This window comes from Pedobacter terrestris (assembly GCF_052343045.1).
In the GTDB taxonomy this organism is placed as follows: domain Bacteria; phylum Bacteroidota; class Bacteroidia; order Sphingobacteriales; family Sphingobacteriaceae; genus Pedobacter.
Genome location: NZ_CP180264.1, coordinates 3990781 through 4007005, shown reverse-complemented (window position 1 = coordinate 4007005; position 16225 = coordinate 3990781). Strand labels below are relative to the sequence as shown.

The 16225-nt window shown below is 37.8% G+C and carries 13 protein-coding genes; 9 read left to right on the top strand and 4 right to left on the bottom strand.

The window, feature by feature from the left end; all coding sequences use genetic code 11:
* Window positions 1-144: 144 nt before the first annotated feature.
* Window positions 145-525 (bottom strand): GtrA family protein, encoded by a 381-nt coding sequence (locus tag ACJVDH_RS16965; protein WP_443944597.1) that lies wholly within the window; start codon window positions 523-525, stop codon window positions 145-147.
* 1 nt (window position 526) lies between these two features.
* On the bottom strand, window positions 527-2167 hold the full coding sequence (locus tag ACJVDH_RS16960) for an ArnT family glycosyltransferase (protein WP_443944596.1): 1641 nt from the start codon (window positions 2165-2167) through the stop codon (window positions 527-529).
* An 80-nt stretch (window positions 2168-2247) separates the two neighbouring features.
* On the opposite strand from ACJVDH_RS16960, the gene ACJVDH_RS16955 reads away from it, so the two are divergent.
* From ACJVDH_RS16955 to gcvP, 4 genes are all read left to right on the top strand, one after another.
* Complete coding sequence (locus ACJVDH_RS16955; protein ID WP_443944595.1) at window positions 2248-2964, top strand: pyridoxine 5'-phosphate synthase; 717 nt, start codon at window positions 2248-2250, stop codon at window positions 2962-2964.
* Window positions 2965-3036: 72 nt separating this feature from the next.
* The gene (locus tag ACJVDH_RS16950; RefSeq protein WP_443944594.1) at window positions 3037-3927 is read left to right on the top strand and encodes an EamA family transporter; all 891 of its coding nucleotides are present in this window, start codon (window positions 3037-3039) and stop codon (window positions 3925-3927) included.
* Window positions 3928-4037: 110 nt separating this feature from the next.
* Window positions 4038-4601, top strand: a complete 564-nt coding sequence (locus ACJVDH_RS16945; RefSeq protein ID WP_443944593.1) for a hypothetical protein — start codon at window positions 4038-4040, stop codon at window positions 4599-4601.
* 365 nt (window positions 4602-4966) lie between these two features.
* On the top strand, window positions 4967-7843 hold the full coding sequence (gene gcvP / locus ACJVDH_RS16940; RefSeq protein WP_443944592.1) for an aminomethyl-transferring glycine dehydrogenase: 2877 nt from the start codon (window positions 4967-4969) through the stop codon (window positions 7841-7843).
* Window positions 7844-7941: 98 nt separating this feature from the next.
* On the opposite strand, the gene ACJVDH_RS16935 is transcribed toward gcvP, so the two are convergent.
* Window positions 7942-8676, bottom strand: coding sequence for a DUF481 domain-containing protein (locus ACJVDH_RS16935; protein WP_443944591.1), 735 nt, complete (start codon window positions 8674-8676; stop codon window positions 7942-7944).
* A gap of 232 nt (window positions 8677-8908) precedes the next feature.
* Between ACJVDH_RS16935 and ACJVDH_RS16930 the strand changes: the two genes are divergently transcribed.
* Window positions 8909-9496 (top strand): YceI family protein, encoded by a 588-nt coding sequence (locus ACJVDH_RS16930; protein ID WP_443944590.1) that lies wholly within the window; start codon window positions 8909-8911, stop codon window positions 9494-9496.
* A 234-nt stretch (window positions 9497-9730) separates the two neighbouring features.
* Here ACJVDH_RS16930 and ACJVDH_RS16925 read toward each other — a convergent pair whose 3' ends face one another.
* A complete protein-coding gene (locus ACJVDH_RS16925; protein WP_443944589.1) occupies window positions 9731-10495 on the bottom strand; it encodes an MBL fold metallo-hydrolase in 765 nt (254 codons plus the stop codon).
* Between the two features lie 120 nt (window positions 10496-10615).
* Here ACJVDH_RS16925 and ACJVDH_RS16920 point away from each other — a divergent pair, with 120 nt between their 5' ends.
* The 4 genes from ACJVDH_RS16920 to ACJVDH_RS16905 all read left to right on the top strand — a co-directional run bounded on the left by ACJVDH_RS16920 (window position 10616) and on the right by ACJVDH_RS16905 (window position 16153).
* The gene (locus ACJVDH_RS16920) at window positions 10616-11941 is read left to right on the top strand and encodes a sulfatase-like hydrolase/transferase (RefSeq protein WP_443944588.1); all 1326 of its coding nucleotides are present in this window, start codon (window positions 10616-10618) and stop codon (window positions 11939-11941) included.
* A gap of 130 nt (window positions 11942-12071) precedes the next feature.
* Window positions 12072-13781: a single-stranded-DNA-specific exonuclease RecJ gene (gene recJ / locus ACJVDH_RS16915; RefSeq protein WP_443944587.1), complete on the top strand. Its 1710-nt coding sequence runs from the start codon at window positions 12072-12074 to the stop codon at window positions 13779-13781.
* A 104-nt stretch (window positions 13782-13885) separates the two neighbouring features.
* A complete protein-coding gene (lptB, locus tag ACJVDH_RS16910; protein ID WP_443944586.1) occupies window positions 13886-14626 on the top strand; it encodes an LPS export ABC transporter ATP-binding protein in 741 nt (246 codons plus the stop codon).
* Between the two features lie 9 nt (window positions 14627-14635).
* Window positions 14636-16153, top strand: a complete 1518-nt coding sequence (locus tag ACJVDH_RS16905; protein ID WP_443944585.1) for a GH3 auxin-responsive promoter family protein — start codon at window positions 14636-14638, stop codon at window positions 16151-16153.
* Window positions 16154-16225 lie beyond the last annotated feature (72 nt).

Genomic DNA, 16225 nt, shown 5'->3' with positions numbered 1-16225 from the left:
TACAAATAGCACAATGAATAAAGAAAAAGTTAAATTATGGTTTAAAAGGGTAGGGCTGATCGGCTTTTTGTTCTTCCTGATTAAGGGATTAATCTGGCTGGTTGTCTTTTATTTTATTGGTAAAAACGTGACTTGATAAGCACTTCACTTAAATGTGAAAAACATATTTGCCAGGAAGTTCCATACGAATACAATGACGATTGCAAAGAATTTAGCAACATAGAAATTGGTTCCATTTTTACGTTGATGGAAAAGGTAAATGATGAATGTATTTAAACCTAACCCTACAAGACTTACAATTACAAATTTTGTAAATTCAGCGCCCCAATGGCTGTTTGTACTTTCAAAAGTCCAGATCCGGTTAATCACATAATTGTTCGTCACCGCTAAGCAGAAACCCACCGCATTTGCCAGGTACTTATTTATTTTGATTTTCTCTTTAAACAACCAGGTTGCACCGAAATCTATTGCCATTCCGAGAAGTCCGGTTAATCCAAATTTTAAAATGCGGAAAATCAGTTCCATGTTAGTTTATTTTTACAAGGTAATAACGTTCTAAAACCTCATTTCTGGTTTTAACATTTAAAAATTTTGGTGTCAATTTAGTCAGATGGAAATATTCAAAAGATTTCAGCACGGTACCGTTGTATTTTTGTTTTAGGTATTCCACTTCTGCTTCGGGTGCGTAAAGTATGGTGTTTTTTGGTAAAGCAAATTTTTCCAATTCGTCATGGCTCCAGAAATAGCTTGGCTCTCCTTGCGCATAAAAGTCAAAAGAAAAGGCTTCACCATGCATCAATACTGCGGCTTTAGATTGTGGATAGTGGTCTTTTAACCAGATTCCGGCTTGCATACCAGATTCATATTTTAATGCTGCCGGATAAAAGAATCCCGAAAGGAAAATCATCAAGGCAACAGAAATCATCGCGCTTCGCGCAATCATCGTTTCTAGTATTACGCCTTTAAAAAGATAAAATGCAGCGCCTAAAACCAACCAAATGAATGCAATTGCAATATACTTTGCCTCAAAGTTAAAATAGATTGCCACGGCCGTAAGTAAGGCGGCTACAAGAAAAAAAGTTATGTTTTGGATAATCGTAAATATTTTGATTTGGCTTGCATTTAGATTACGGATGTATAAGGCGGTTACAATGGCAAACTGTGGTAGAATAATCAATATATAATGAGGAAGCTGAAATTTAGATAAGGAAAACATCAAAAATGTAACTGCTGCACTCGCCCAGATGATGATGCTTTCGTTTGGATGTTTCGCTCTGTTACTTCTTTTAAATAGGTTTGCAATTGCGGCATAAAACAAAACAGACCAAGGTAAAAATGCCCACAATGTTGTATGCAGAAAAAAAGTTAAGTCGCCTTTTCCCTTAATCGGGCCATTGTTAAAGAACCGCCCGAACTGGCTATCCCAAAAGAAAAATTTTATGCCAGACACATTGGTTTTGCCAAATATCATGCGTTCTGGATGCAGATCAAATTGTACGTACAGCGTGTACAACTCCGGAAGGATAAAGATAAATATCAGTAAAAATGCCAGCCACCATTTTGGTTTAAGAAACTGTTTCCACTGTTTGGTGAAAAGCCAATACAATATTATTCCGCCCAAAATGGTTACTAAAACAAATATGCCTTTAATCATAATTGCGCATGCGGCAAAAAAAGATCCGATGACGATGTGGCGAATAGACGAATGTTGTGCTTTATAATAATGATAAATTGAAGCCAGTGTAAATGTGGTGATATAGATTTCGGCACGAACATCAAAAGTGGATACAAGTACATGTAAACCGCTTAAAAATAATAATGCACCAAGTAATCCAACTTTCTCATCGTAAATAGATTTTGCCAATTTATAAGTATACCACGCGCCAATTAAACCGAATAAAAATGAAGCCAGCTTATAGGCAAAAGCTGTAATTCCGAATAACTTAAAGAAAGCAGCAGCTATCCAGAAAGTTAAATGTGGCTTATCCAGCCAGTTTAATCCGCGTACATATAAGTTGCCCCAGTCGTTTCTCAAAACCATGTTTTTGGCAATAGAGGCGTATAAAGATGAGTCTGGCTCCATGATTCCGCCAAACAATGCAATGGTACTAACAGCAATAACTGCAGCGATTAAAATTTTGTAGGTGGTGGTTTCTTTTAACTTCATTTGCGAGACAAATATGAGATAAAAAAGTCAATTTTAGGAAAGACGCTGGATTAAGAAGCGCAAAGCTATATCTTTGCTGCATGACAAAGTTATCGGTTAACATCAATAAAATTGCCACGTTGCGAAACAGCAGAGGCGGCAATAATCCAGATCTGGTAAAGGTTGCGTTAGACTGCGAAAAATTTGGTGCGCAGGGAATAACTGTTCATCCGCGGCCAGATGAAAGACATATCCGCTATCAGGATGTTTATGATCTGAAAGCGGCCATTTCTACTGAGTTTAATATTGAAGGAAACTGCCGCGAAGAGAAATTTGTAGATCTTGTTTTGGCAAATGCCCCCGCTCAGGTAACGCTGGTGCCCGATGCAGAAGGGCAAATTACATCTAACCACGGTTGGGATACCAATAAACATAAAGACTATTTAAAAGAGATGGTTGCTGTTTTTCAAAATGCAGGCATCCGTGTGTCTATATTTGTTGATCCAATAGTGGAGATGGTAGAACATGCTGCTGAAACCGGAACCGATCGTATTGAATTATATACCGAGGCATATGCGCACAATTATTTTGCAGATCGGGAGAAAGCCATTGTCAGTTATATCGCAGCGGCACATAAAGCAAATGAACTAAAGTTAGGGATTAATGCAGGGCACGATTTGGATTTACATAACCTGCATTATTTTGCACAAAGTATTCCAGGTTTACTGGAAGTCTCTATCGGGCATGCATTGGTTAGTGATGCTTTGTATTTAGGATTGGAAACGACTATTCAAAAATATTTGGCGCAATTGGTTTAAACAAGCAGAAAGCGCTCAAAGCTCAAAGATAAAAGCTTTAACCTCTCCGCTTTGAGCTTTTTATCCCTATATATGTTAAAAGGAATTATCCTCGTTTTTTTAGGCGCATGCAGTTTTGGCATTTTGTCTACTTTTGTCAAACTTGCTTATCATGAAGGGTATACATTAGCCGATGTAACTGGCGTTCAGGCTTTTTTTGGCGCAGTAATTCTTTGGGTTTTATACCTTTTTCAACGCAGAACAAAACAACATAAGGCCAGAAATATAAAACGGATCACACCTTGGTGGAAATTGGTTTTGGCTGGCGTATGTACCGGTTTGGTAAGTATTTTTTACTATCAGAGTGTTAAGTTGGTTCCAAATTCCGTTGCTATTATTTTATTGATGCAATTTATTTGGATGAGTATTTTAATGGATTTTTTCATTTTCGGCAAAAAGCCAACTGCCTTGCAGTTTCTTGCGATTTTTTTGGTACTTGGCGGAACGATTTTGGCCAGTGGAATGTTAGAAACCAGTATTGGCGATATTAATGTTAAAGGCATCGGTTTTGGCTTACTGGCAGCTGTTTCTTATGCTGGTTTTCTGATGCTGAGCGGAAAAATTGGTACAGAATATCCGCCTTTACAAAAAAGTGCATTAATGATTAGCGGTGCATGTTTACTTATTTTTATCCTTTTCCCGCCTGTATTTTTAGTAAATGGTGCATTATTGGGCAGTTTATTAAAATGGGGATTAATCATCGCAATATTTGGAACGGTTATCCCACCGCTGTTTTATGCAGAAGGCGTACCGCGGGTAGGAACGGCATTAAGTTCCATATTAAGTGCTGCAGAATTGCCTGTTGCAGTAATGATGGCCGGATTTGTTTTGCATGAACAGGTTTCAGTCTTGCGCTGGCTTGGTGTAGCCGTAATTCTATCGGCGATGATTTTGCCAAACCTGAAATATTTAAGTCGGCGATAGTTTAGTTTGCTAATCAAATATCAATTAAAAATACATTCTGAATCAAACAGTAAAGTGCATTTGCGGTTAAACTAAAATTAAATATCTTTAAAAGCATAAAACATATTCAGATGAAACACATTAAACTTTATATACTGGCAATTGCATTTATAGGACTTGCCGCTTGCAAAAGCAAAACAAGCATAAATCAGGATGAGGCGGGAGAAGTAATTACCGATTTTCTGAAAGCTAATCCAGAATATAAAACCAGTCGGTTTGATTTTGGAGAGATTAAATTTAGCAGCACAAATGATTTATTTGAACTTGGTAAATACAAAACATTAGCAACCAAGGGTTTGATTACACTAAATCTGAAAGAAGCCAAAAAGAAATTCCTTTCAAAAGACAGCAGTTATGTGTATCAAATTGCCTTAACAGATTTGGCCAGGCCATTGGTTTTAAAGGTAGAAAAAGATAAAGCCACCGTAAAAGTTGTCGAATATTTACTAGCGGATGAAAAACCGGTAGATTTCTCGCAAGTAAATTCTACAACGGCAAAAGTTACAGTTACACTTAAAAAAGTGGATACCGATTTTGAGCCTTTTGATAAAAAAGCAGATCAAAACAGTAGTTTCATTACCAAAACATATAAACTGAAGCTGAATAAAGACGAGGGCTGGAAAGTGCGGAAATAGTTTTATCGTACAGGTTTGGGTAACCAAACCCGGTAGAAGCGGTATATTTTTTGTTTTTTCTGCCAAAAGATAGATCGGATAACGGGAGCACACGTTAATTTTTATGCTGATTTTGCTTTTCCGAAAATTTTTCTGGTTAATCATGAACGTCGCCATTTAGTTCGAACAATCAGTTTGGATATTTTCAGGATTCTTTGTACAGCGCTCAAGTCAAATTTGGCTATAACCAACAATCCATTTATTCTACTAAAAACATAGGTTTTACAGTTTGTTCTGCACTTAAAATATGACTTTATGTGATGATTTTCATGCCGTAAAATCTTTGCGATTTTGTTACCTTTGCGCAAATTTATTATTCATACCGCATGAGCTTAAATATCCATTACAAGGAAGATTTTCAAAACCGTCATATTGCGCCGAATGAAGCGGATACCGCAGAAATGTTGCATACCGTTGGCGTAAATTCTATCGACGAGTTAATTGAGCAAACTGTACCACAGGCCATTCGTTTAAAACAACCTTTGAACTTGCCTGCAGCAAAATCAGAAACTGAATATCTCGGTGCTTTAAAACAGACTTCATTATTGAACAAAGTTTTCAAAAGCTTTATCGGACAGGGTTATTATGATACCATTACGCCAGGTGTAATTTTGCGTAACGTTTTTGAAAATCCCGGATGGTATACACAATACACGCCATATCAGGCAGAAATTGCACAAGGTCGTTTGCAGGCTCTTTTGAATTTCCAGACGATGGTGATTGATTTAACCGGAATGGAAATTGCTAACGCTTCACTTTTAGATGAAGGTACGGCAGCTGCAGAAGCAATGTTTATGCAATACAGTACGCGTAAAACGCAAACAGCGAAGAAATTTTTTGTTTCTGAATTGTTGTTTGCACAGACTATTGATATTCTAAAAACACGTGCAAATCCTTACGGTATTGAGCTCGTAATTGGCAATCACCTGGAATTTGTAGCTACAGATGAATTTTTTGGTGCTATTGTACAATATCCGGCTGGTAATGGTCAGGTTTTCGACTATAAAGATTTTGCAGCAAATTTACATGCAAAAAATATTAAACTAACTGTTGCGGCAGATATTCTGAGCTTAACATTGTTAACGCCTCCGGGCGAATGGGGTGCAGATATTGTTGTTGGTACAACACAACGTTTCGGTATTCCGATGGGTTTTGGCGGGCCGCATGCGGCTTTTTTCGCAACTAAAGACGAGTATAAACGCTCAATCCCCGGAAGAATTATCGGTGTTACAATTGATAGTCATGGCGATTATGCTTTGCGTATGGCTTTGCAAACACGTGAGCAACATATCCGCAGAGATAAAGCCACGTCAAATATTTGTACGGCTCAAGCTTTATTGGCTATTATGGCTGGTTTTTATGCTGCGTATCACGGTCCAAAAGGGTTAAAAGCAATTGCAGAACGTACACACGGTTTGGCCGTAAGTTTAGCCTCTACTTTAACGAATCTGGGTTATGAGCAACTAAATTCGGCATATTTTGATACCATTCGATTTGATTTAGGCCATTTAAAAGGTGGTATTCATGCATATTGTTTAGACAATGAATTAAACCTGAATTATGTAGACAATACCGTAAGTATTTCTATTGATGAAACAACCACTTTTGAGGACATTACTTTAATTGCGAAAATTTTTGCAAGAGCAAAAGGTTTTGCCGGCGATCAGGTTGAAGTTGTAGAAAACGTAGAAACGGTAATTCCTGCTGCTTTGCAACGTACATCTGCATATTTAACACACCCAATTTTTAATTCGCACCATTCAGAACATGAAATGTTGCGTTACATTAAATCATTAGAAGCAAAAGATCTTTCACTTTGCCATTCTATGATTGCTTTGGGCAGTTGTACCATGAAATTGAATGCAACGGCAGAAATGATCCCGGTTACGTGGTCGCATTTTGGTCGTATTCATCCATTTGCACCAACAGACCAGGTTTTGGGTTATTATTCTGTTTTTAACGAACTGGATAAATGGTTAAGTGAAATTACTGGTTTCGCCGCAATGAGTTTGCAGCCAAATGCTGGTGCGCAGGGCGAATATGCTGGTTTAATGGTTATTCGTGCATATCATCAGGATAGAGGCGATTTCCATCGTAACGTTGCTTTAATTCCGGCTTCTGCACATGGAACAAATCCGGCTTCTGCAGCCATGGCCGATATGAAAATTGTTGTAGTTAAATCTTTAGAAAATGGAAACATTGATGTTGAAGATTTAAAAGCAAAAGCCGAATTACATAAGGATAATTTATCTTGTTTAATGGTTACTTACCCCTCAACACATGGTGTATTTGAGGAAAGCATTATAGAGATTTGCGAAATTATTCATGCCAACGGCGGACAAGTATATATGGACGGTGCAAATATGAATGCTCAGGTTGGTTTAACCAGCCCGGCGAATATTGGTGCCGATGTTTGTCACTTAAACCTGCACAAAACTTTCTGTATTCCACATGGTGGTGGCGGTCCGGGTATGGGTCCGATTGGTGTTGCAAAACATTTGGTTCCTTACCTTCCAGGTCATGCTGTAGTAGATATTGATAAAGGAAAATCAATCTCTGCAGTTTCTTCTGCACCTTGGGGTTCTGCATCAATCTTAATTATTTCTCACGCATATATTGCCATGATGGGTAGCGAAGGTTTAACGAATGCAACCAAATATGCAATCTTAAATGCGAACTACATGAAAGCGCGTTTAGAGCAACATTATCCGGTGTTGTATTCTGGTGCTCAAGGGCGTTGCGCACATGAAATGATTCTGGATTGTCGATCATTCAAAGCTTTTGGAATTGAAGTTACAGATATTGCAAAACGTTTAATGGATTACGGTTTCCACGCGCCAACGGTTTCATTCCCGGTTGCAGGTACTTTGATGGTAGAACCTACAGAGTCTGAGCCTAAACATGAATTGGATCGTTTCTGTGATGCATTAATTGCCATCAAAAAAGAAATTTCTGAAGTAGAAAACGGTACATTGGATAAACTTGATAATCCTTTAAAAAATGCGCCACACACAGTTTCAGTAATTACTGCAAATGATTGGGAACATTCCTATAGCCGTCAAACTGCGGCGTTCCCACTTCCATATGTGTTAGAACGTAAGTTCTGGCCATCTGTTGGACGTGTAAATGACAGTCACGGCGATCGTTCATTGATTTGTGCTTGTCCTCCGATAGAAAGTTATCTTGAAGAGATCGTTCCTTAAAACGGTCTAAAATAAATATCTAAGGTTTAAGGCTTTTTGCAAGTACGTGGCAGAAAGTCTTAAACCTTTTTTTGTGGATTTATTGCCGATAAATCTAATCAGAAGTATTTTTCAAAGGTGAGGCCGTATGTTAAAAGAAAATTCTCGCGTCTGGTTTCACTAAAGCGATTATAGGTTAATGCAGACGTTAAACCCAATGTTTTAAACACCTTGAAAGTAATGGCAGAATTTGCTTTCAAAATGTAATCATCTTTGTATTGAAGTGAATTTTGAATCATGCCCATTCCGGATAATACTATAAACTCTTTAGGTGTCCATTTAAATGATATACGGAAAGAATTTCTAAAGGTGGTATATTCTTCAGAAATGGAATCATTGATCAAACGGTTGGTCAATTCAAATAAAATTCCGTTGCTAACGTTCAGGTAATTTTTGTCTGTATCTATAAAGCTATAAGCAACCCCAGCGCCCAACTGACCTTGATTTTTGATATTTAAAGAATAGCTGCTCAGATAATTTCCTAGCCCCCAATAGTAAAAACTGCGCGAATCGCTATGGTAAAGGTTAAAATCGAGCGTGGTATTTACATCATTATTGGTTAAATTGTCATCTTGGTTTCCATAAAGCCAGCCAGCATTTAGGTTTAGTGCAAAACGTTTTTTCCCAATTCCAAATTTAAGAGCGTTATTCAATAGGTAAGTTTTAGACTCATCTGTGCGGTTAATATTTCCGCCAACTGTTGCTTGTATTCTATATTGGGTGCTATCTGTAAATTGGGCAAATGAAGCAAATGAAATAAGTAGAAATAATAACGTTGATAAAAATTTGTTCATTGTTTTGAGTTAACTGATCTTCGGACATGTATGCGCAATTCATAAAATAGTACACATCTGTTTCAAAATTGTTTGCAAAACGCCAACAAGAAGCTCTTAAATCGATTCATAAAATGATCATTCAACGATTTAAACCGATACGCTAACTTATTTTGAAAAAAGTTAACATAGGTCAACAACAACTGATCTTTCCTTGATATATATTTGTATCACAATTTTAAAAAACTAGAAAATGAAATTAAAAATTAGCTCAATTTTTTTATTAGTAGCTGTAGTTGCTTTGTCAGCTTTTAAAAACCCTACTAAACCAGTAACGTATACTGTAGATGTTGCAAAATCAACTGTTACCTGGATTGGTAAAAAAGTAACCGGATCGCACAATGGTACAATTGCTTTGAAATCAGGTTCAATAAATGTTGATGGAAAAAATGTAACTGGTGGTACATTTGTGATTGACATGAACAGCATTAAAGATGCAGACGGAAGCGAAAAATTAGAAGGTCACTTAAAAGCAGATGATTTCTTCGGAACTGCAAAATTCCCTACTTCAACTTTCGTAATTACTAAAGTTACAGGTTCTGGTGCTAATGCAACTGTTGCAGGTAACTTAACGATCAAAGGAATTACTAAACCTATAACTTTCCCGGCTACTGTGACTGTTGGTACAGATGGTACAGTAACTGCGTTGGCAGGTAAAATTGTTGTGGACAGAACTAAATATGATATTAAATACGGTTCTAAATCTTTCTTTGACAGCATTGGCGACAAAGCAATTAACGACGAGTTTGAAATTGCCGTTAAATTGGTTGCTAAAAAATAATTAACTAGAAACTCTTTTCCCAGATGGGAACTGTATAAGTTACAAGCCTCGACATTTGTCGGGGCTTTTTAGTTTTACCACTGAGATCGCCGAGTTTTACACACAGGTGCACTGAGACTTTTTCTAAAGTTGCGCCTCCAACTCAGCGTTTTCTTGTGCGCCCTGCGGTTTGGAGTGAGTGATTTCGTTTTCTGTGATTACAGCAGTTGTGCGCGTTATATAGGAAAAAGAAACTTACCTAATTTTAAAACCACCGTCAACTTCTTCTATAAAACCGATAGAAGCACTTTTGCCGTGATAGAATAAACACTCCCAATTTTCCTCTGCCGCTCGTTTGCCAAACTCTTTCCGCAACTCCATCGCTTTGCGGCCATCAAAATCGTATTTAGCAATAAAATTTTTAATCAATTCTTCAGGTTCAGGCAAAACATCGCCACCGAAAAATATTTTTTGTTTGTCCTCTGAAAGCAAAAACACCTGATGGTTTGGGCAATGTGCACCAGTAAATTCAAACTGAATGGATTCTGTGAGAGAACCATCTCCTTCAATAAAATTTAATTGTGCATTGCGTTGTAAAAACTCAAAAATATCTGTTCTATAAGAAGATGAGGTGCTGCTAAAAGCCGTTTCCCACTCGCCTCGGTTAATCACATATTCTGCATCGGGGAAACTTACTTCCATTTTATCTCCATTTTGGTGTACCATCCCGCCAGAATGGTCATAATGTAAGTGAGACATTAGAACTTGAGTTACATCCGTTGGATCGAAACCTACATTCCGGATGTTTTTATGCAAAATCAGTTCCCCATGATCGTCACTAAATCCCAAACCTGTATCAAAAAGGATCAGGTCATTTTTCAATTCTACCAAAAATGGCTGTACATTAATAAATAATGATGCCGGCCGATCTTTAAAACTATGTATTGAAGAATCAAAAGGAATAAATTTCTTACTCGCATCTACAGAGTAGGTACCTTCAAATAATGTATAAACTTGCAAAGTATAGTCATTTAATATTTATTGCAAAGTTAACAATCTATTTATGTAAACGGTTTCTTAAAATCGGGCTTTGGTATGCTATTTTAACACAGGATGACTAAATTGCTTAAAAATACTTGAATGAAAAAATTGCACTTCCTTTTCGTTATCAGCATATTGATGTTTACTGCTGCGAAAGCCCAAAAACAACCAAATGTAATACTTGTATTGGCAGATGATTTGGGGTATAGTGATATTTCCAGCTATGGAAATCCATTAATTCATACGCCCTTTTTAGATAAAATGGCTAATTCCGGAGTAAAGGCGACCAACTTTGTAAATACATCGCCAACCTGCACGCCATCTCGCGCGTCTTTACTAACCGGAAGGTACTGTAGCAGAATGGACTTGCCACGGCCAATTGGTCCTGGCGATACACGCGGAATCCCTGTAGAAGAAGTTACCATCGCTCAGATGCTTAAAAAAACGGGTTATATCACTGCGTTGGTAGGGAAATGGCATTTAGGTGATCACGGTGAATCATTACCCAATAAAAAAGGTTTCGATCAGTTTTACGGGATGTTGTACAGCCACGATTATCGTGCGCCTTACGTAAAAACAGATTCTGTGATTAAGATTTTCCGCAATGAAAAACCAGAAGTTTATAAACCGCAAGACAGTATTTTGATCAAATCTTACGAGCGTGAGGCAATTAAATTTATTGAAAACAGTACCAAACAAAAGAAACCCTTTTTCTTGTATCTGGCTCAAAATATGCCACATTTACCAGTTGCATTTGCTGCGCAGAAAAATAGAGCAAAACCTTCTGCCGGCGGCCCGCTTGGTGATGTGATTGAAGATATGGATGCCAGTTTGGCCAAAGTATGGCAAGCTGTAATTGCTGCTGGCGAAGCCGATAATACCATTTTTATTTTTACCAGTGATAACGGGCCGTGGATAAATGCCCCGCAAAGAATGTATGATGATGGAGTAACAAAGTTTTATCACATTGGTTCTGCCGGAATATTCAGAGGTTCTAAAGCGATTTCTTATGAGGGCGGCCACCGCGTTCCTTTTATCGTATATTGGAAAAACCATACGCTGAAAAACGATCAGTTTCTAAAACCTTTTTCCAATTTAGATATATTGCCAACATTATCTGACTGGACAAAATCTCCGCTTCCGGATAGAGTATTGGATGGAGAATCTGTTTCAGAACTGTTAACCAATTCAAAATATACCGGAAAACATAAACCTATTTATTACCACAACTACGTTTTGGAAGGTGTAAAAGACGGAGATTGGAAACTTCGCGTAACAAAAACAGACGAAAAAGAACAGGTAGAATTATTCAATCTTTCCTGGGATCCATCCGAACGTGTTAATCTGGTTGATGATCCATTGTACAGCAAACAGAAAGAATATTTATTGGCGCTTTTTTCCCAATATCCGGGCAATAGCAAATGAAAATCAGATAAATAGTTATTCTGCAAACATTCTGTTTAAGTACAAAAAACATTTGCCCCCAACGCGGCAGAGGCGCATATTTTATCAAATATGCAATTAAACTGTATATTTACTGTTCGGAGATAGAATAATGGAAAAAAGATGGGTGCTTGCACCAACGTGCAATGAAGATACAATAGATGCAATTTCAGAACAACTCAATATAGACCGTGCCCTGGCGCAAATATTGGTGCAGCGCGGAATTTGTGATTTTGAACAAGCCAGGTATTTTTTTCGTCCGGATTTAACACACTTACACGATCCTTTCTTAATGAAAGATATGGATCTGGCCATTTCCCGTATAGAGAAGGCGCTTGCCGGCGATGAAAAAATTCTGATTTACGGAGATTATGATGTAGATGGTACAACTTCTGTAGCATTAGCTTTTAGTTTTTTTTCTCGTTTAACTAAAAATATCGAATACTATATTCCAGATCGTTATCTGGAAGGTTATGGCATTTCAAGCACCGGAATTGATTATGCCCGCGAAAATGGATTTTCATTAATCATTGCGCTGGATTGTGGAATAAAATCTATAGATAAGATTGAATATGCCAATGGTTTTGGAATCGATTTTATTATTTGTGACCACCATTTGCCGGGCGATGAATTGCCCCAGGCTATTGCCATTCTCGATCCAAAAAGGAATGATTGCGAATACCCTTTCAAAGAACTTGCAGGTTGCGGTATTGGTTTTAAATTGGCACAGGCTTATGCGCAAAAAAATTATTTGCCGGATGATACCTACTTGCAATTTCTGGATTTAGTAATGGTTAGTATCGCCGCAGATATTGTGCCTGTAGTTGGCGAAAATCGCATTTTGGCGCATTATGGACTCAAGAAATTAAATACTAATCCTTGTGAAGGACTTCGTGCTTTGATGGAAATATCTGGCAAAAAAGACAATTATACACTTACTGATGTCGTATTTTCTTTAGGCCCGCGTATTAATGCCGCCGGGCGTATAGATCATGCAAAACATGCTGTTGCGATGTTGTTGTGCGAAGAAAATAGCAACTCGCTGGAACAAAGCGAATCCATTAATCTGAAGAATACTGAACGAAAAACATATGATCAGGATATTACCAGAGAAGCGCTTGCTTTAATTGGCGATAGCGAAATCCTGATCAATAAAAAAACAACCGTTGTCTTTAATGAAAACTGGCATAAAGGCGTAATTGGTATTGTTGCATCGAGATTAACCGAAAAATATTATCGCCCAACCATTGTTCTAACCAAATCAAACGGACATGTAGCAGGCTCATGCCGTTCTGTTTTGGGTTTTGATTTGTATGAAGCATTAAGCGGTTGTGCAGATTTGCTGGATCAATACGGCGGGCATAAGTTTGCCGCCGGATTAACCATGCAGCAACACAATGTAGAGGCTTTTGCCAATAAATTTGAAGAAATTGTATCTTCTACCATTACAGAAGAATTGCTTACGCCGATGATCAAAATTGATGCAGAAATTGATCTCGCTCAGATTGATGGAAAATTCTTCAGAATTTTATCTCAAATGGGACCATTTGGACCAGAAAATATGGCGCCGGTGTTTATTACACGCAATGTATTTCTGGCACAACGTGCAGCTGTGGTAGGTACAAATCATTTAAAAATTAATATAAAACAACAAAATTCGCCTATTTTTGAAGGCATTGCTTTCGGGCTTTCTGAATTTGAAAATCTTTTGCAACCAAAAGTTCCCTTTTCTGTTTGTTATACGATAGAAGAAAATGTATGGCGGGAAAAGCGACGTTTGCAACTGAATATTAAAGCGATAAAATTAGCTAAAGACAGCTAAAAGCCAATAAGACATTTGTCTATAATGGCAACAACTTAAGGCATCAGGGAGTTTACTTGCTGATGCGATATAATACTAAATCAAACTGTTTTTTAAATCATAATATGATATTAAGAGCCGAAAATCTGGTTAAAAAATACAAGCAACGCACTGTAGTGAACGATGTCTCCTTTAATGTAAGTCAGGGCGAAATTGTTGGCTTACTTGGCCCAAATGGCGCCGGGAAAACAACGTCATTTTATATGATTGTAGGTTTGATTAAACCCAATGAAGGCCAGATTTTTCTTGAAGAAGAAAACATTACTGAAGATGCTATGTATCGCCGTGCGCAAAAAGGCATTGGTTATCTGGCGCAAGAAGCCTCTGTATTTCGTAAGCTTACCGTAGAAGACAATATTTTGTCTATTCTGGAAATGAGCAATATGAGTAAGGCAGAGCAAAAAGATAAGTTAGAAGAATTGATTAACGAATTTAGCTTACACAAAGTACGTAAAAACAGAGGCGATTTACTTTCTGGTGGCGAACGCCGTAGAACGGAAATTGCGCGTGCATTAGCGGCAAACCCAAATTTTATTCTTTTAGATGAACCGTTTGCCGGTGTAGATCCAATTGCGGTAGAAGAAATTCAAAGTATTGTAGCCAAGCTAAAACATAAGAATATCGGTATTCTCATTACTGATCACAATGTGCAGGAAACACTGTCTATCACAGATCGTGCGTATTTGCTTTTTGAAGGTAAAATTCTGGAACAAGGTGTTCCGGAAGTGCTGGCAGAAAATGAAATGGTTAGAAAAGTGTACCTCGGCTCAAACTTTGTTTTGAAACGTAAGAAATTTGACGTTTAACATCCATCCATGGCAATTGTAAACTCAATATTTACCTGGCTCATGAAAAAGCGCATTCACCAGATTGAGCTTTTTATGAAATATCCGCATGATGTTCAGCAGGAATGGTTTCACACATTAATTGATAGTGCCGAAAATACAGAATGGGGAAAGAAGTATGAATACAAAACCATTATTACTGTACAACAATATCAGGAACGGGTGCCTATTCAGAATTATGATACCTTAAAACCATATATAGAGCGTATGCTCAATGGCGAACAGAATATTTTGTGGCCATCGGATATTAAATGGTTTGCAAAATCATCCGGAACAACCAGCGATAGAAGTAAATTCATTCCGGTTTCGCAAGAAAGTCTGGAAGAATGCCACTTTAAAGGCGGCAAAGATATGTTGTCTATTTATTGCAACAACCGCCCCGGAAATCAAATGTTTACCGGAAAAGGTTTGGTTTTGGGCGGCAGTCATCAGGTAAATCAATTAAATGAAGATTGTTTTTATGGTGATTTATCTGCCGTACTCATCAAAAACCTGCCTATTTGGGCAGAGTTTTACCGAACACCAGATATGTCTATCGCCCTGATGGATAATTATGAAATTAAAATGGATAGAATGGCCGAAGCTACTATTCATGAAAATGTAACCAGTATTTCCGGAGTGCCTACATGGACAATTGTTTTGGCCAAAAAAGTGTTGGAAATTACGGGCAAAAAGCATCTTTTAGAGGTTTGGCCAAATCTGGAGATTTACATTCATGGTGCAGTTAACTTCGGGCCTTACCGGGAACAGTTTAAGCAGCTTATACCAACGCCATACATGTATTATCTGGAAACGTATAATGCTTCTGAAGGCTTTTTCGGCATTCAGGATCAGGACGATTCAGAAGAAATGCTGCTCATGCTGGATTATGGAATTTTTTACGAATTTGTTCCACTTGAAAACATTGGCGATGAAAATCCGAAAGCATTGTTGCTTGGAGAGGTAGAGCTGAATAAAAACTATGCAATCGTCATTTCTACCAACGGCGGTTTGTGGCGTTACATGATTGGCGATACCATTCAGTTCACATCACTTGCCCCATATCGAATCAAAATTACCGGGCGTACCAAACATTTTATCAATGCTTTTGGCGAAGAAGTCATTATCGATAATGCAGAGCAGGCACTTACACGTGCGTGTATGGAAACCTCTGCAGAGATTAAGGATTACACCGCTTGCCCGATTTACTTTAAAGGCGAAGACGCCGGTGGCCACGAGTGGATTATTGAATTTGATAAGCATCCTGATGATTTTGAGAAGTTTATAGACGTCATGGATCAAACTTTACGAGAAGTAAATTCAGACTACGATGCAAAACGGTTTAAGAATATGGCATTAGCTCGTCCAACTGTACATGTTGCACCTTGTAATACTTTTTACAATTGGCTAAAAGCAAAAGGTAAATTGGGCGGACAGCACAAAGTGCCAAGATTGGCCAATGAACGTAAATATGTAGATGATATTCTGGAGATGATGAACGCAAGCTAATCATATAGAACCAACGCTCGTGAAAAATCTGTTTGCTTCAATTCTTTCAACCTTTTCTATTTCTTTTGCCTT